The following is a 16,968-nucleotide window of genomic DNA, read 5'->3' as shown; positions in this document are numbered from 1 at the left end:
CTAATTCATATATAGTAATACTAAAGATGGCAAAATATTCGATATATGCCGAAGGGAGCAAGAACATGAATCAAGAGGCGAATTTAGCAAAAGCGCTAGCGCATGCCAGAATAGACAAATCGAACACCTCCTTTTTAGGGGAAGGTGCGTGGCATTATGCATGGAAAGTATCAGCAAAAAATGGAGACTTTGTTTTGCGGATACCGAAACCGGTTGCTTACGGCGAAGCGGTCGCCTATGACAAACAGGAGTCCATGCAGGAATATACCGGAACCGAGTTGTATTACCAGAACGTTAATCGGGCCGTTCAAGGGGCGGCGCCGGAATTTTTTTGTTTTCACGTATCGGAAGAAGTGACGTACACGTTGGAATCCTTTGCGGGCAACAGCGTGAACTTTCGGGCTTTAGCTCCGGAAAAAGCGTTTGAAATCGGGCAGCAAGTGGGCAGCATTTACCGCAAAACAGAAGAAATTCCTCATGGATTGGAAGGATGCGGCTACTTGAGCTGGAGCGAAGAAGGCGGGCTGATGGGGTCGTTAAAAGAAAATCCGCTTGAGCTTTTGGTAGAAGAAAGCCAAGAATTTTTAAGCGATTGTGATTTGTTAAGCCAGGCCATTCCGGAATTTGCTGGCGGAACGATTAAAGCTGCGCTTGAAGAAGCTGCCCAGATTCGTGAGCAAGCTTTTACGGAAGTTTGCCTCACCAATCAAGATGCTTCCCCTGAAAACATTTTACTAGACGGCGGCAGAGTCCGTTTGATCGATCCGTTTCCAATAGTTTATTATCCCCGCGGAATGGCTGGAAATTTCATGAACTTGTACGAAACTCTTTTTGCTCTTTTATCAGATACGGAACGTTACAAAAAGCATCAGTTTGCAGCTTATACTGATCAACTTCACACCGTTGCACAAGGGTTCTTAGCAGGCTATAGCGGCGGTGACAAGGAAATCCAAAGGCAGGTGCGGGCAGAACAGCTGCTGCAGCTGCATGAAACGGTGTTCACCCACCACCAAATGCTTGAAGAAGAGCTTTCAAAAGCTCGGAAAATCCGGTTCGGCAACAAAGAGGACATTCGGAGACGCCTTGGTTTACTGGTCACGGAACTAAAAGAGTTTAGCAAGCTTTTTTTGGAGGACAGCCCGTTCAAATACGTGAAAACTGCACCGCATCCAACAATTTCACATGATTGACATTTTGCGTTAATAGTTTGTTCATATTTACCCTTTACACTGTAGGCAAGGTGAAACAAAGCCTTTAGGAGGTTGAGGGCAATGAATAACACAAAAGACGGCAAGATTTCGTTGTTTTTATTCACAGAAGGAAGCCGACGGAACATTACGCGCGTAAAATCGTCCAATGAAATTGTGGAAAGCTTGAAAAACAAAGGCATTCATGCCGAAGTATGCAAAAGGCATGATCGCCAATCGTGGAAGTAAGAAAGGGCCGATAGTTGTGGTGCAAAAAACAACGATGAATGCAGAAGAAATGAAAATCATGAAAACGGAGATTACCCGTTTTATGATGGCCTATAAATTTGGGCTTGATGAAGTGAATACAAAAATCGATATCTTAAAACAGGAATTTGAATACATACACGAATACAATCCCATTGAACACGTTGAATCCCGGTTAAAAACGTTTGAAAGCATTTTGGACAAAATCAACCGGAAAAACTATGAGTTGTCACTAGCTTCAATTAAAGAAAATGTCCAGGACATCGCTGGAATCCGCATCACGTGTTCGTTCATTTCTGATATTTACAAGGTTTGCGAAATGCTGCAAAACCAGAAAGACATCAAAACCTTGGCGGTCAAGGATTATATCCGAATTCCGAAAGCCAATGGCTACCAAAGCTTGCACTTGGTTTTGCAGGTGCCGGTCTTTATGTCGGACCGCGTGGAAAATGTATGCATTGAAGTTCAAATCCGGACCATTGCCATGGATTTTTGGGCAAGCCTTGAACATAAAATCTTTTACAAATACAACCGCGCTGTTCCTGAAAACTTGCTGAAAGAATTAAAAGATGCTGCAGAATCGGCAGCGCAGCTGGACCAGAAAATGGAGCGGATCCATTTGGAAATGAATAAAGTAAAAGCGGCGGTTGCAGAAGAGCAGGATCCATCTGAATGGTATATTGAAAACGATCGTTTGTCGGTGCCGCTCAGCTATTTTTCTTCTTTGATTAACGGATAAAATTCTGTTGAATTATTGAAGAAAAAACGCACCAAATCAATTGACAACCTAATGAAAATGAATATAATTTTGATTAGAAAATAACAATGTGATATCTAGAGGAGAAAGGAGCGGCACGGCAATGTGGGCCAAGAAGTTATTGGAGTGGGAAGGCACAACGCTGCGCGGCCAGCCTTCAACGCAAGTAGGCAGTCACTCTGATATTTGTCTATTTAGCCTTGCACAAAGAAAAATTCAATAAAGGAGAAGGTAACCATGAACACATTATTTCCAAGAAGACGGAATGAATTATTTCCCAGCTTTTTCGGAAGTGGGTTGGAAACTGACTTTTTTAATAAATTTTTCGGGGAAACTCATTTTCCACAAGTAGACATTAAAGAAAAAGACAACCAATACGAGTTTGCAGTCGATTTGCCAGGCTTTACGAAAGACGATATTGACGTGGAATACAAAGACGGTTATTTGGAAATCCGCGGCAAAAAAGAACAAAAGCGTGAAATGGAAGAGCAAGACGGCCGGTTTATCCGCAAGGAACGTTCATACGGGTCGTTCAGACGCAGTTTTTACGTAGGTGAAATCGATCAAAACAAAATCAGCGGATCTTTTAAAGAAGGTGTATTGCTGCTTGAAGTGCCGCGTCCGAACGAACAAAATGGCCAAGATGGCGGTCACCGCATTATGATTGAATAACAAAGAATTTGAGGAAAGGGGCCTTATACAGGCTCCTTTTTTATGGAAGAAAACGACTCGGCGACATTTTCGAGAACGCATAGACAGAGTAGTGATGTCGTCTTGACAATCAGTAGAATAACCACATATTAAACGTGAAAAAGGGCTGAGAAACAGCCCTTTTTTACATGTCTCTATTCTCTAAAATTTCCACATAGCCTTCAGAACCGTTGATCCGGATGAGCTGGCCATCTTTGATTTGTGTCGTTGCGTTGGCCACGCCGACAACGGCAGGAAGCCCGTATTCCCGGGCAATCACAGCCCCGTGCGTCATCAATCCGCCAACTTCCGTGACTAGCCCTTCGATCGAAACAAAGAGCGGCGTCCAGCTTGGATCCGTAAAAACAGTAACGAGAATATCGCCTTTTTCGAAAACGGCGTCTTCCATTTTTAAGACGACCCGGGCACGTCCTTCCACAACACCTGAGGAAACGGCGACTCCGGCCAATGCGCCATCCGGCAGATTTTCGACTATAAACTGCCCGGAAAAAACTTCGCCTTCTGAAGTCATGACTCGGGGAGGCGCCAGTTTTTCGTAATACGCATACTCCACTTTTCGTTTTTGAATGGTGGCTGCGTTAACGCGTCCGGTTCGAACTGCTTTGCGGAACTCGTCAAAACTCAAATAAAAGACATCTTCTTTTTTTTCAAGGACGTGTTTTTGTTCCAAAATTGCCGCTTCTTTCATCAATGCTTTCTTATAAAAAAAGAACCGCTGAATAAACGCAAATTTTGGATACTCGCGGTAACCGATGAAATTTCGCAAAAGGCTTATTTGTTTTTGAGTCTTTTTGGCTTTTTTCTTGCCTTGTGGCAGCTGTTCCAGTTGTTTCAGCAAATCCCGTTCTTTTTGTTTTGCTTCCTTCCGGCCTTTCTCCAGCTTCTCCAGCCGGGCGCCCGGTCTAAAGTTATGGATATTGCTTAAAATAGCCGGAACGAGAGCGGTGGGCCGTTCACTCCAACGCGGAGTGGTAATATCGATTTCCCCGGAACAGCGTACGCCGTACTTTTCAAGATAGCTCTGTATGGCTTTGCTGGATTCAATGCCTCCCGTTTGTTTTTCCAATTCGTCGAAAAAGTTCTCGCCTTTGGCTCGTGCCAAATAGTTTATTACTTGTGGATAGGAACGTATGGCGTCCGCGACATCCAATAATGCCAAACCCATTTCAGAAGTGACATTATTCGGAACCGATTGGGTCAATGCATCCGCTGCATTTTTAACCCCCAGCCATTTTTCCATTTTGTCGTTGAGCCAATAAGAAGCATTCACACCGATCAAGATGGCGGCCATACTCTTTGGGTTGTACAAAATTCGGACCAGCTCTTTTTTTAGGTCCTGTTCAATAAAAGCAAAAAGTTCATCCCCTGAAATCATCTGAATGTCGCGTTTGAGTTGTTTGATGGAAGCTTCATTATCCTTGATCAGCTGCTGGACGAACTGGATGTCGTTGTTTCGGTACAGCTTTACTAATTCACCCGGCAAAGCCCATGAAAATCGCTCTTTGCCCATTTGCAGCATTCGCTTTCCTTTTGGGAGCGGATTTTTCCGGCTTAAAAAAGTAAGCAGGGCATTATAGACAAGCGGATCATTTCTCCGCATGGACGACAGGATAGCCCGGCGCGCAAGAGGGGAAGCCAAATCATGCGTCAAATCCACGAATAGGCGGCCGCCAGCCTTGTTGATCGGATATTCTGCAAGAAAACTAAAAAACGACATGCCGAGCGGCCGGATCGGCTCAGTCATCATTTGTTGATGGCCGACCGACAAAAAAATGCGCATTTTGCCATCCATTTTATCTGGCAGTGGATACAAGCTGGTAATGGGGCGGCTTTGAACAAAATAAATTACCTCATCGGCTACACACCATTCAATGTCTTGCGGCGAGCGGAAATAGCCTTCAATTTTTCTTGCCAGTTCCTCCAAATGCAGGATTTGCTCATCGGTGAGAGTTTGATTTTTTTGCTGGGCAATGGAGATTTCCCGTTTGTCCACGCCGCCACGATCTAGCGGAACAACGGCTACTTTTTTTTCAGCAATCGTTTTTCCAAGAATCCTTCCTTCTTTGACTTTGTAATTGTCAGCACTGACAATTCCAGCTACTAACGCTTCTCCTAGCCCGAAGCTTGCGTCAATCGATACGACGCTGCGATTCGAAGTGACGGGATCCGCTGTAAATAAAATGCCGGAGGCTTCGGGATAAACCATGCGCTGAATGACGACCGCCAAATAAACTTTTCGGTGGTCAAAACCATTTTGGATTCGGTACACAATCGCCCGCTCCGAAAAAAGGGAGGCCCAGCACTTTCGAATATGCTGCATGAGATCTTTTTGGCCATGAATGTTCAAATACGTATCATGCTGGCCAGCAAATGAGGCTCCGGGCAAGTCCTCAGCCGTTGCACTCGAGCGGACGGCATAAAAGAAATTTTCCCCGAAATCTAAGAAATAGCGGAGAATATCTGCCGACACAACGGCAGGGATTACCGTTTTTTCAATCGTTTCCCTGATTGTTTGGGAGAGTTCCCGAATCTCTTCCGTATCCTCTGCAGTTAAAGGCGCGAGATGCTCAAGCAATTCGTTGATTTCCGGATAGTGTTCCAGCATTTTTTTAAAAGCTTCAGTCGTCACGCAAAAGCCCAGCGGAACCCGGATTCTTGGGATTTTTACCAATTCAGCAAGGTTCAGTCCTTTTCCGCCTACGAGCGGCAGGTCTTGTGATTCAATTTCCTGAAAGTCCAGTACATACTTTTTCAAGATGGCTCCTCCTCAACAAGTTGCTAAGGCGTCTCTCTTCAAAAAACAGGTTTCTTGAAACGGGTGTGAAAAAGCTTGCTTAAGTTTTATTGAAAGATATAATTTCGATTTTTATAAGATCATTATATTCTTTATTTAGTGAAATATCACAAATAATTAGGAATATGACGCAAAAATGTTTATTTCGATTAGTTGGAAAGAAAAGGCTGATAAGAACAAGAGAGGAATCTGTAAATGAAAGTAGGGAGGACAAAATGAGAAGAATTCAAAAAAAGGCGAGAGAAAGTTTAGTTAAAAAATATTCGGTAAAACAAATAAATATGCAGGGATTTTTCACTTTGATGTCGAATTGTTTTAATAAATAAATTAAAGAAAAGAAATCACAATGAGAGTTTGCTTAATCAGTTGTATGCCACACAAATTAGAGGGGGAAAGAAAATGTTGATGAGTTCAAATGAATCCTTTATGACGGCTGCATTTCCGGTAGAACTTCAAAAGCTTTATGATGAAATGTTGGAATATTGCTATGCGTATGGACCAAAAAAGGAAGATTTGGAAGAGGATGATGAGGCGTCAATCATTTTGGACGACATTAACTTTTTGCTCCCCTATAACAAAGAAAGCTATATGGAAGCAATCAAGCTTCTTCATTACTTTTTATACGAATACAGCTGGCACGAAGATTTGGCAATCGAAGAGAAAATTGATGATCTCTTAAAACGGGCAAAGGAAATCCTGCCGGTAGAAAAGCGCCCGCGCCGTACAATGCGCAGATGGATCATGCAGCTGGATGCTAGAAAATAACGTAAGAAAAAACGAGTTGCCCTGCTGATGAAAAGCGGGACAACTCGTTTTTTACTTTAATTGATACGGGGCAGCACTGCACTGTCTTGGAATTCCTGGAATAGCTTTATAAACATTTCTTCGGTATCTACAAATTCCATAAATCCGAATTTCCGGAGTTTGGTCGTGTCAGACATGACATCGTAATTACAGTTGAAAATAAAGTCGCCAAATCCCCATAACGCTAACTTTTCATACGGAATGTTTTGCAGCTGGTACTTATCAACGATTTCTTGCCATAATTCTTCTTTATCCGCCATCATGCGCGTCAGCGAAATCGGCGGTTCAGGAGGGGCTGCTTCCATTTCGAAAAACAGGGCTATTTGCTTCCACATGTTTTCCCATCGGAAAAAATCCCCATTCGTTACATTGAACGTCTCGAAGGCACAGTTGTCTTCCAATGCGGCCCACAATGTACAGCGCGCCAATAAAGTCGCATCCGTCATTTGAGCCAAATATGAGTAAGCCGTACCAGGGAAGCGGAGCGGCAAGCCAAGTTCTTTGGAAATAGAGGCATAAGCTCCGATCACCATGGCGAGATTCATCGGTTTGCCGACTGAAAAGCCGCAAACCACGTCAGGCCGTAAAATCGTCCACGTCCAACTTTTCCCTTGCTGGGCTTTTTTCATATAGTCTTCTTGGCTATAGTAGAAATTCGGCGGCATATGCCGTGCATCACTTTCTTTGGCCGGTGTTTTAATGGGGCCAAGATGGACGCCGTAAGCTTTTGCGCCTTGCATCAAAATGACGCGTTCCAGCTGCGGTGCATGCTGTTCGACGGCATCCAAGGAATTTTTGAACATCGCCAAATTTACTTCCACTTGCTTCTTGGTATCTGTCTCGTAATCTTGATAAGCTGCGTAGATGAAGTGGGTAGCAGAAGACAAGCCCGTCAATTTTTCTTTCATATCTTTAGCATCCAGCATATTGGCCGAAATATACGTGACGTTCGCTTCATCTTCTGGCACATTGCGGGCAAGGCCGATGACGCTCCAGCCTTCTTGTTCTTTAAAATAATCAATGATGTATTTGCCAATGACGCCTGTAGCCCCGGCAATGACTGCGGTTTTCTTCAAACTGACGGCCTCCTTAGAATAGTTTAGTATTTTGTTTACCCCGAATGGCAAACGTCTAACATCTCGCGGAGGTGTGCTAGTGAGAAAAAATAATATGGAATGGAAATAAATAGATATTCAAAAACTTTTTTACTAATTACTGTTTCTAATTACAGTTAATTGATATTATGTAATTAAAGGAAAACGAATTTTTAAATTATTTGTTAAATAACAAGTCGAGCGCAACTACTAGGAGGCCAGTAAGATGGGAAAAGAGCATGCAAAATCAAATTCCCTTACTTCAACAATGAATACGGCAATATTGCAAGGCGAAGCGGAAGCAAAGAATTTTTTGTATTATAAAGAAATGTTCGAGACGCTCATTCAAAATGCCCCAGTCAGTATGTACGTATTAGAAGATTGGGTGTATAAATTCGTCAACAGCCATTTCACCGAACTTATTGGCTACACAGAAGAAGAAATTATCAAAGGGAAAATCACGGTCGAACAAATCATTCATCCGGATGATTTGCCTTTGGTGCATGAAAGTGTCAAAAGACGAATGGGTGGCAAAGAGAAAAATGCACGCTACCGTGCCCGCGCATTCAAGAAAAATGGCGAGTTGCTGTATGTTGAAGTGCATGCTACGAAATCAGTAGTGGATGGAAAAATAATATTGTTTGGAACGGTATTCGACGTGACCGATGAAGTTACGGCAAAAATGCGCTTGGAAGAAAACCAGGAACGCTTTCACTCTCTTTTCTATAACAATCCGGATGCTGTTTTTTCATTCGATTTAAAAGGGATGTTTATCGACAACAATAAAGCATGTGAACTTTTGACGGGCTACACAGAAGAAGAATTGTTCGCAATGTCGTTTGCTCCGCTCATTGTTTCCGAAGATTTAGCAATTGCACTTCAAAATTTTGAAGAAGCGATAAAAGGCGGAACCCGCACATACGAAGTGACGATCACGCGTAAAGATGAAGCAAGAAGAAGAATCAGCGTAACAAATTTTCCGATGTATTTAGCAGGAGAAATTATTGGCGCCTATGGCATCGCAAAAGACATCACTGAAAAAATTGAACATCAAAAACAAATGGAAGACTTGATTTTTTATGATATGTTGACCAAGCTCCCAAACCGGAAATTGTTCGAAGATCGTTTGGAACAAGTGTTGAAGTTTTCCAACGAAACCGAGCATCAGCCTGTTGTTCTCTTTTTGGATTTGGACCGCTTTAAATTCATCAACGATTCACTCGGGCACCATTTAGGCGATGAATTTTTAAAACTAGTATCGCTCCGTTTGAAAGAGCTTGTCGGAAAAGCCGCAACCGTTGGAAGGTTTGCGGGAGATGAATTTGCGATTTTATTGCCCCATGCGGAAAAAGAAAAAGCGATCCAATTGGCTGAACAACTCAATCAAACACTTTCAGCACCGTTCGACATCGAAGGGCATTCCGTTTCAGCTTCGGCAAGCATTGGGGTGGCATTTAGTGAAGGCAGCGGAGAAACCGTAGAAGGATTGATCAAAAAAGCTGACATTGCAATGTACTATACGAAAAAATACGGAAAAAACAACTACACGGTCTATTCAGAGGAACTGGAATTGACAAATGAGAACAAGTTGACGCTTGAAAAAGGCTTGAAATCAGCTATTTCCAATGAAGAATTCATTCTTCATTATCAACCGATTGTCGATTTGAAAACAGGGGAGATCAAGGCTATGGAAGCTTTGATCAGGTGGAACCACCCGGAATTGGGTCTAGTGCCGCCGGACAATTTTATCCCGATTTCAGAAGAGAGCGGGCAAATTGTGTCTATAGGGAAATGGGTCTTGCAGACAGCTTGTTCTCAAAATAAAAAATGGCAAGATCACGGCTTTCCGCCTTTTAAAATCTGCGTCAACATTTCCACGATTCAGTTGCAGCATCCGAATTTTGTCAAAGTGGTTCAATCCGTTTTGGAAGAAACTGGCCTGGAGTCAAGATGGCTGGAACTGGAAGTCACGGAAAGCATTTTAATGGAAGACACAAAAATATTAAAAGAAAGCCTAATAAATTTGAAAGCATTGGGCATCTCCATGTCGATTGATGATTTTGGCACAGGCTATACTTCGCTTAGTTATTTGCGGCAGTTCTCGTTTGACCGGGTGAAAATCGATCGCAGTTTTGTTAGCGACATTAATAGTGATTCCAACGGAAAAGCAATCACGTCAACCATCATTGCTCTCGCCCATAAATTGAATATGGGCGTCATTGCAGAAGGCATTGAAGACGAAACGCAATTGGCTTACCTGATTGGGGAAGAATGCGACGAAGGGCAAGGCTATTATTTCAACCGCCCGCTTCCAGCAAACCTTCACGAATTGACGCTTGAAACGAAAAAATATTGGTGACAGACAACCGCCAGCCGGCATCCACTTGGGATGCCGGCTGTTTTTATTCTATTCTTAAAGAACATGTAAACGAGCAGGGTTTCGCGTAATCGATAGAGAATATCAGGAGACATAGGCGTTACTTTATAGAAGGGGGATGGCGAAACGTGGAAGAAAAGCAGCTGGTCAGCATCATCGTCCCTGTCTATAACGCGGAAAAGTATATAAGCCAGTGCGTGGAGAGCATATTAAGCCAAACTTATGGACACATTGAATTGCTTCTTATCGACGATGGCTCCACGGATAGCAGCGGTAAAGTTTGCAAAGAGTTCGCTGCAAGAGATCCCCGCGTGAACGTGATCCATCAACCAAATGCCGGGCCATCTGCAGCAAGAAACCGCGGCATAGCTGAGGCGAGCGGAACGTTTATTCAATTTGTGGACAGCGACGACAGCATCGATCCCGAAATGACGGAAACGATGGTGAACGCCTTGGCGCCAGATGAGCAGCTGGTCATTTGCGGTTACAAAAACATGCTGGAAATAGACGGCAAGCCGGTTCCGGAAAAAAGTTTCAGTTTCTCCAAAGCTGGGAGTTATGAAAAAGCCGAGCTGCTGGCGTATTTCGGCGAACTGTACCGCGATTACTTTATTCATTTTAATTGGAATAAACTATACAGTGCCTCTCTTTTGAAAACACATCACTTATCGTTTGACACCGAAGTGATCCGCGGAGAAGACATGCTGTTCAACCTCAGCTATTTGGAGCTTTGCAGCAGAATACGCATTATTAAAGAGCCGTTTTACAATTATTTGAATTCCAACAGCGAATCAATCACCAGCACGTTCCGCCCTAATTTGTTTGAGAATCAGCAGATGCTGTTTGAAAAAACTAGGGAGTTTTTGCGGGAGCATGGGGTTTATTCGGGGGAAAACAAAGAATATGTCGAAGAATTTTATACATCTCGGATTGTGGCATGCTTTAATAACCTGTTTCACCCGTACAGCACGTTAACACACAGGCAAGTGAACACCCATATATTGAAAATTATGTGGGACGAGCGCGTCAGCGAGAAGCTGGAGTATTTTTTCAAAGGCACCATCGAGAAAAAGCTGCTTGGCTATGCGATAGTCAAACAGCTTGTCGAAGCGATCTATTGGTATTTTTATGTAAAAAGCTGGATCCGCAAAAAAATGAATGCCATCGGGAAAAAATCAAAAAAATGGATTTAAAACCAGCTTCATCTTAGATTTCGTTCACTTGCTTTGACTGCTTTCACCAAAGCTTTTTCAGGCTGTTGAATCATTTTTCCATGGCCGACTGCCAGCAGGCGCGGAGAAAAGCTTTGCAGCTTTTTGGTGCTTTCAAGAGCGGCTTCTTTGTTCCAAGTGGCAAGCGCCGGGAAAGGAAAGAGCGGCTTGAGCGTTCCGGAAACAGCAATTCCGCCTCTCGTTTGAAGGGCATCTCCAGCAATTAAATAATCATTCCGGAGGTCCAAAAGCGAGAGGGAGCCGGGCGTGTGCCCAGGCGTGAAAATCACTTCCAATGAACCGATGCGGTCGCCTTCTTTTAAAAGACGGTCCGGCTTCGATTTGATGTTTTTCGGTGCCCCTCCCGGAATGGACGTGCCGGCTTCGTGTTCAAGCAAGCTGTTATCACCTGCCAACAAGCGGGCGTCCCGTTCAGAAATGCTGATTTTCACATGCGGAAGAGCGGCCTTTAAGGCATCGAGCGCGCCAACATGGTCGGTGTGAGCGTGGGTTAATACAATATTGGTAATCGGCTTTTTGAGTTTATTGGCTGCCCGCAAAATGCCTTTTGTGCTGAACGGCAGTGCTGCATCTATCAAGGTCAGTTCCTTGTTTTCCTCGACTAAATAACAGTTGACGGGAAAGAATCGAGGCATAAAAGACAATTGGTAAAGGGTGCCGAATTTGGTTACGCGCATGGGCCATCCATCTCCTCTTCCGCTTTTATTTTGTAAAGGCTTTTTACCATTAAGGCAGATTGTTGAAAGAAAAAACCAAATATTTTTACATTTATTATAAGCTAAAAATCAACGGAATAATCAAGGGGCTGCGAATTATTTTTGTGGGCGCTGATTAAGATGAAAGCGTTTAAGAGATGTCGAATCGGCAATAAGAGAAATCAAGGGGGAGTGAAGATGAAGATTCGAATCGATTGGAACTACCGTACTCCTAAAGGAACAGAGACGCTCTTCCGCTCTGAAGACATGCCGCCGGCGCAAGCCTTGCTGCTGGCAGAAGATTTGGAACGAACCGGACGGACGAAACTGCTGTCGTTTACGGACAGCTATGACAGCACGTGGACGCTCAAGGAACTGAAAGCCTATGTAAAAGGAATTGAAACAGAGCCGCATAACATCACGGTGTTTTTTGACGGAGGCTATGACCGGGAGACGAAAGAGTCGGGGCTGGGCTGCGTCATTTACTACGAACAAAACGGCAAAGCGTACCGCTTGCGGCAAAACGCTTCGGCTTCTGAGATTGAATCGAATAACGAAGCCGAGTACGCTGCGCTTTACTTAGGCATCCAAGAACTCGAACTGTTAGATGTCCATCATTTGCCTGTTCGCTTTGTTGGAGATTCCAACGTGGTGATCAATCAAATGAGCGGCGATTGGGCAGTTCCTGAAAAAGAACTGGCAAGTTGGGCTGACCGGATAGATGGGAAGCTAAAAAAACTGGGCATCCAGCCGGAGTATGAACTGGTGCCAAGGAAACAGAATGCGGAAGCGGATCGGCTCGCCACACAAGCGCTGAACGGCATTGAAATTACGGGAACGATGGAACTAGCGGCAGATGAGCGGAAATAAAGCCGAAATAGAAGAGGGTTTTGAAAAAAAGAGCGGAATGGGTATTAAAAGAAAACGGCGAGGAGGAACAGTATGGACGAACAACTTTTTCTAAAAGGCTTCCACGGCAAAGGGGTGCATGTGGACACCTCAACTGTTTTTGATGGATTGGACTGGCAAAAGGCGGGAGAAAAACCCGAGAATTGCCCGCATTCAGTTTGGGAAACCTTGTTCCACATGAATTATTGGCAAGATTTTATGCTGTCTTACTTAAAAGGCAAAACGCCTAAAAGTCCGGAACACGCTTCAGAATCTTGGCCGGACTCCCCAGCGCCGGCGAGCGAAGAAGAATGGCAGTCTGCGATTGTCCATTTCTTGGATGGCTTGAAAGAAGGCGAGCATGAAGCGGCAAAAGATTTATTGGAACAAGGATTTGGCGGCCCGGAAAGAACCCGTGCTGACTGCCTGCTTTCCATCATGCTCCATAACACGTACCATGCCGGACAGGCCGTCTTTGCCCGAAGAACCATCGGGGCTTGGCCGCCTCCATCTGGTGGAGATACTTGGTGAACAAGCAGACTATAGAAGCAAAAGAAAAAAGGAGAAGCACTTTGGCTTCTCCTTTTTATGATCAATCATGCACGTTTTCATTTTCTCGTAATTCACGGTTCGTTAAAGGATAGCCCATAGATACCCATTCGGAACGGTAAGTTGCGTCCAACTCCGTCAATCCGATTTCTGCATGGTCGTATGCAGCATTCGGGCTTTCCCGGTGGTCGACTTCGTTGCTGTTTCGGATATCATGGTCTGCATAAATCCAGTACGTATTTTTTTGTTTTTTATAATTGCGCAATAAAAGATAAATGCTGGCGGCCGCCACTCCGGCGTAAATGATGTTTTGGGTTGTGTATTTCTGCATTCAAGTTCCTCCATTCAAAATTGCTGTTTCTTCTGCAATTCCCTTTTAACGGAAAGTTAATCATTTCTATTCTGTGACAGCGGGATAAATGCGCCGTTTTCGAGTGGGTATTTCGAGCATTCTAATTTTCAAAGCTTTATAATTAATGGGAATAATCCAAAAGAAAGGGTGTTTACATGAATTTTTCCACGTTAAAAAAGTCGGACATTCAAATTTCTTCTTTAGGCCTAGGCACAAACGCAGTGGGGGGCCATAACCTTTATCAAGGGTTAAGAGAAGAAGACGGAAAGAATTTGGTGCGCGCAGCCATCGACCATGGCATTACGTTTATCGATACAGCAGACGTCTACGGCGAAGGCCGCTCAGAAGAACTGGTCGGCGAAGTGCTGAAGGAATACAAGCGCGATCAATTTGTCATTGCGACAAAAGGCGGCAGCGATTGGCGCAACGGAACGAAAAACAACGACCCAGCTTATCTTCGAAACGCCCTGGAGGATAGCTTGAAACGGCTTCAATTGGATTACGTAGATTTGTATTACATTCATTGGCCGGACGGGAAAACGCCGCTTGGCGAAGCAGTGGCTGAACTGTCCCGCTTAAAACAAGAAGGGAAAATTAAGGCGATCGGCGTTTCAAATGTGTCGCTTGAGCAGTTGAAAGAAGCGAATGGCAGCCTTGAAATTTCGGCGGTGCAATTGCCGTACAATATGTTCCACCGGGACATTGAAGAAGACCTTCTTCCTTATTGCGTTCAAAACAATATTTCAGTTGTGGCATACGGCCCGCTTGCTTATGGAATTCTTGGCGGAGAATACTCAACCGACTTTACGCTGGAAGAAGGCGATTGGCGCCAAAGCCTTCCGCTGTTTCAGTCGGGCACGTTTGAGAAGAACATCGGCAAAGTAGAGCAGTTGAAAAAGATTGCGGATAAAAAAGGCACGGACGTTTCCAATTTGGCGCTTGCTTGGCTTTTGGAACAGCCCGGCGTGGATGCCGTCATTCCGGGAGGGAAAAAACCGGAGCAAGTGTTATCGAATATTCCGGCAGCGGAAATCCGGATTGAATCCGAGTTAATGGATGAAATTGAAGCGATTCTCCAAAGCTAACTAAAAACCGTTGCTGACAGTCTTGATTGCCGGCAACGGTTTTCTAGTTTGAATTTCCGGGTTGTGAGAAAAATTTTGACGTCTATTGGCTGATCGGGGTTGGTTGTAAAAAGAAGGGGAATTAAAAAACACAGCGAATAAAATCTAATGGACCATGTCGGCTATAAGACTTGCTGGTTCCAACAAGTGAGAAAAAAGTGAGGTTGTTAACATGTTCTTTCTGCAAATGGCTGGATTTCCGGGTTCCGGAAAATCGACGCTTGCCCGTGCAATAGCCAGCAAAACGGGTGCTGTCATTGTCGATCACGACATAGTCAAAACAGCATTGCTGGAATCCCTCCAAGCGAATGAAGTGAATTCCGACAAAGCAGGAAAAATCTCTTATCAAATTGAATGGTCGTTAATTGGCTTCCATCTTGCCCAAGGCCACTCGGTCATATTTGACAGCCCTTGTTTATATGAAGAAATGTTGGGCAACGGAATGCGGTTAGCCGAGCAGCATAACGCCAAATACAAATATGTCGAATGTTACTTGCCGGATTTTCAGGAAATCAACCGGCGATTATCGGAAAGAAAACGGCTGGCAAGCCAAATCGAGCGAGCGCATTCCGAAGAAAGTTTTGCGGTATACGTGAACTTAAGCCAAAAGCCGTTAAATGTCGAACACTTAGTCGTGGATTCAGGGCAGGCATTGGAAACCTACTTGGATGAAGTTCTTTCGTATATTGAAGCGTAATGGAGGAGTCGTTCGTCGCTTACGCTAAAAACAAAAGGAGAAGCCGTATGCTTAATCAAACCGTTGTGAATTGGGGTGGACAGGTAATTTCCTTAACCTGGCAACCGTCAAAGGAGATTAAAGAAACCGATCAAGTGACGAGCGTCCACGGCTACTGCTTTGATCAAGGGAAAATCGTTCTTGTGCATGTTAAAGGGCGGGGGTTTAACGTGCCTGGCGGGCATGTGGAAAAGGGCGAGTCACCGGAAGAAGCGCTGCACCGGGAAATTTACGAAGAAGCGTACGTTGAAGGAAATGCGTCATACATAGGTGCTATTGAAGTGGATCATACCGATAATCCGTATTTTATCGAAGGCGGGCTTTATCCGAAAATTGGCTACCAGCTATTTTACCGGGTAGACATTGAAGCGTGCCTGCCATTTTTACGGGAAAACGAAACGTTGAGCCGCATTTGGGTGGAGCCGGAAGAAATTCCCTATATAATGGACGATCACGAATTGGCGTTTGCCATCGCAAAAGAAGCAGCCAACACGAAGCAAAGATAGAAGAAAAACGTGCGAAAGTCCATTATACTAATAAGCAAAATGGCTATAACAAGACAGGAGCGAAAATCATAAATGAAACCATTAATCGGAATATGCGCCAACTATTCATCGGAAAGTTCAGCTGGGTTAAAAACAGGATTGGGCCTGCCGGGGCAAGAGTGGCAGCTGTTGTCGGATGATTACATATTGTCAATTGAACGCGCAGGTGGCATTCCAGTCATCTTGCCGGTTACCGAGAGCGCTGAAACGGCAGAATTGCTGCTAGCTAAATTAGATGGCATCCTTTTCACTGGCGGCTCTGACGTCGATTCCCGCCTGTACGGAGAATACCCAAGCTATGAGCTGGGTGAAATTGAGCCGAAACGTGACCTGCATGAAGTGGCGCTGGCTAAAAAGGTTTTATTCGACAGTGATATTCCGGTTTTAGGGATTTGCCGGGGAATGCAGCTGTTGAACGTCGCAGCCGAAGGTACGCTTTTTCAAGATTTACGCAAGCAGCGTCCGGATTGCTTTAACCACTCGGTCGTTAAATCGCCTATCTACCATTCGGTCCACGATGTCACGCTCGATCAAAATTCAAAGCTGGCCCATATCTATCAAACGGAAACACTGCCCGTCAACAGCTACCACCACCAAGCTGTGAAAGACTTAGGGACAGGGTTCGAAGCAGCGGCGTTTTCTCCTGACGGCTTAGTGGAAGGCATGGAATGGACAGGCGATCGGTTTGTCTGCGCTGTTCAGTGGCATCCTGAAATGATGGCGGAACGCGTGCCGGAGGTTATGCCTTTGTTCACCGCATTTGTCGAAGCCTGTACAAAAGCATCCATCGCAAATTGATTCAAAAAAGCAGCTTTTTGCTCGTTTAACGACGAGTCAAAGAGCAGTTTTTTTTTCG

17 protein-coding genes are annotated in these 16,968 nt (G+C 44.4%); 13 read left to right on the top strand and 4 right to left on the bottom strand.

Annotated features, from left to right (window positions below; all coding sequences use genetic code 11):
* The first annotated feature begins 65 nt into the window (after window positions 1-65).
* The 4 genes from ACRRQV_RS13715 to ACRRQV_RS13700 all read left to right on the top strand — a co-directional run bounded on the left by ACRRQV_RS13715 (window position 66) and on the right by ACRRQV_RS13700 (window position 2,883).
* Window positions 66-1,190 carry a hypothetical protein gene (locus ACRRQV_RS13715; RefSeq protein ID WP_432531801.1) on the top strand — a complete coding sequence of 375 codons (1,125 nt, stop codon included), beginning with the start codon at window positions 66-68 and terminating at the stop codon, window positions 1,188-1,190.
* A gap of 81 nt (window positions 1,191-1,271) precedes the next feature.
* Complete coding sequence (locus ACRRQV_RS13710; RefSeq protein ID WP_432531799.1) at window positions 1,272-1,436, top strand: hypothetical protein; 165 nt, start codon at window positions 1,272-1,274, stop codon at window positions 1,434-1,436.
* A gap of 34 nt (window positions 1,437-1,470) precedes the next feature.
* Window positions 1,471-2,193, top strand: coding sequence for a GTP pyrophosphokinase (locus ACRRQV_RS13705; protein WP_432532409.1), 723 nt, complete (start codon window positions 1,471-1,473; stop codon window positions 2,191-2,193).
* Between the two features lie 255 nt (window positions 2,194-2,448).
* Window positions 2,449-2,883 carry an Hsp20/alpha crystallin family protein gene (locus ACRRQV_RS13700; RefSeq protein WP_432531797.1) on the top strand — a complete coding sequence of 145 codons (435 nt, stop codon included), beginning with the start codon at window positions 2,449-2,451 and terminating at the stop codon, window positions 2,881-2,883.
* A 163-nt stretch (window positions 2,884-3,046) separates the two neighbouring features.
* Here the strand turns inward: ACRRQV_RS13700 and ppsA are convergent, their stop codons facing one another.
* The gene (gene ppsA / locus ACRRQV_RS13695; RefSeq protein ID WP_432531795.1) at window positions 3,047-5,677 is read right to left on the bottom strand and encodes a phosphoenolpyruvate synthase; all 2,631 of its coding nucleotides are present in this window, start codon (window positions 5,675-5,677) and stop codon (window positions 3,047-3,049) included.
* A 438-nt stretch (window positions 5,678-6,115) separates the two neighbouring features.
* On the opposite strand from ppsA, the gene ACRRQV_RS13690 reads away from it, so the two are divergent.
* A complete protein-coding gene (locus ACRRQV_RS13690) occupies window positions 6,116-6,481 on the top strand; it encodes a hypothetical protein (protein WP_432531793.1) in 366 nt (121 codons plus the stop codon).
* 56 nt (window positions 6,482-6,537) lie between these two features.
* Here the strand turns inward: ACRRQV_RS13690 and ACRRQV_RS13685 are convergent, their stop codons facing one another.
* Complete coding sequence (locus ACRRQV_RS13685) at window positions 6,538-7,596, bottom strand: SDR family oxidoreductase (protein ID WP_432531791.1); 1,059 nt, start codon at window positions 7,594-7,596, stop codon at window positions 6,538-6,540.
* A 244-nt stretch (window positions 7,597-7,840) separates the two neighbouring features.
* Here ACRRQV_RS13685 and ACRRQV_RS13680 point away from each other — a divergent pair, with 244 nt between their 5' ends.
* Complete coding sequence (locus tag ACRRQV_RS13680) at window positions 7,841-9,973, top strand: sensor domain-containing protein (protein ID WP_432531789.1); 2,133 nt, start codon at window positions 7,841-7,843, stop codon at window positions 9,971-9,973.
* A 146-nt stretch (window positions 9,974-10,119) separates the two neighbouring features.
* Window positions 10,120-11,184, top strand: coding sequence for a glycosyltransferase family 2 protein (locus ACRRQV_RS13675; RefSeq protein ID WP_432531787.1), 1,065 nt, complete (start codon window positions 10,120-10,122; stop codon window positions 11,182-11,184).
* A gap of 8 nt (window positions 11,185-11,192) precedes the next feature.
* Here the strand turns inward: ACRRQV_RS13675 and ACRRQV_RS13670 are convergent, their stop codons facing one another.
* Window positions 11,193-11,900 carry an MBL fold metallo-hydrolase gene (locus ACRRQV_RS13670; RefSeq protein WP_432531785.1) on the bottom strand — a complete coding sequence of 236 codons (708 nt, stop codon included), beginning with the start codon at window positions 11,898-11,900 and terminating at the stop codon, window positions 11,193-11,195.
* 216 nt (window positions 11,901-12,116) lie between these two features.
* On the opposite strand from ACRRQV_RS13670, the gene ACRRQV_RS13665 reads away from it, so the two are divergent.
* Together ACRRQV_RS13665 and ACRRQV_RS13660 are read left to right on the top strand one after the other, a co-directional pair.
* On the top strand, window positions 12,117-12,788 hold the full coding sequence (locus ACRRQV_RS13665; protein ID WP_432531783.1) for a ribonuclease H family protein: 672 nt from the start codon (window positions 12,117-12,119) through the stop codon (window positions 12,786-12,788).
* 72 nt (window positions 12,789-12,860) lie between these two features.
* Window positions 12,861-13,337, top strand: a complete 477-nt coding sequence (locus tag ACRRQV_RS13660) for a DinB family protein (RefSeq protein WP_432531781.1) — start codon at window positions 12,861-12,863, stop codon at window positions 13,335-13,337.
* Window positions 13,338-13,398: 61 nt separating this feature from the next.
* Here ACRRQV_RS13660 and ACRRQV_RS13655 read toward each other — a convergent pair whose 3' ends face one another.
* On the bottom strand, window positions 13,399-13,686 hold the full coding sequence (locus tag ACRRQV_RS13655; protein ID WP_432531779.1) for a hypothetical protein: 288 nt from the start codon (window positions 13,684-13,686) through the stop codon (window positions 13,399-13,401).
* A gap of 176 nt (window positions 13,687-13,862) precedes the next feature.
* Between ACRRQV_RS13655 and ACRRQV_RS13650 the strand changes: the two genes are divergently transcribed.
* The 4 genes from ACRRQV_RS13650 (at window position 13,863) to ACRRQV_RS13635 (ending at window position 16,910) form a co-directional block, all read left to right on the top strand.
* Window positions 13,863-14,792 carry an aldo/keto reductase gene (locus ACRRQV_RS13650; RefSeq protein WP_432531777.1) on the top strand — a complete coding sequence of 310 codons (930 nt, stop codon included), beginning with the start codon at window positions 13,863-13,865 and terminating at the stop codon, window positions 14,790-14,792.
* A 211-nt stretch (window positions 14,793-15,003) separates the two neighbouring features.
* On the top strand, window positions 15,004-15,528 hold the full coding sequence (locus ACRRQV_RS13645; protein WP_432531775.1) for an AAA family ATPase: 525 nt from the start codon (window positions 15,004-15,006) through the stop codon (window positions 15,526-15,528).
* A gap of 47 nt (window positions 15,529-15,575) precedes the next feature.
* Window positions 15,576-16,073: an NUDIX hydrolase gene (locus ACRRQV_RS13640; protein ID WP_432531773.1), complete on the top strand. Its 498-nt coding sequence runs from the start codon at window positions 15,576-15,578 to the stop codon at window positions 16,071-16,073.
* Window positions 16,074-16,145: 72 nt separating this feature from the next.
* On the top strand, window positions 16,146-16,910 hold the full coding sequence (locus tag ACRRQV_RS13635) for a gamma-glutamyl-gamma-aminobutyrate hydrolase family protein (RefSeq protein ID WP_432531771.1): 765 nt from the start codon (window positions 16,146-16,148) through the stop codon (window positions 16,908-16,910).
* Window positions 16,911-16,968: the final 58 nt, after the last annotated feature.

This window comes from Planococcus sp. YIM B11945 (assembly GCF_050864155.1).
Lineage (GTDB): Bacteria > Bacillota > Bacilli > Bacillales_A > Planococcaceae > Planococcus.
Note: the sequence above shows the minus strand (reverse complement) of the source record. Positions and strands in the feature narration are given on the sequence as shown.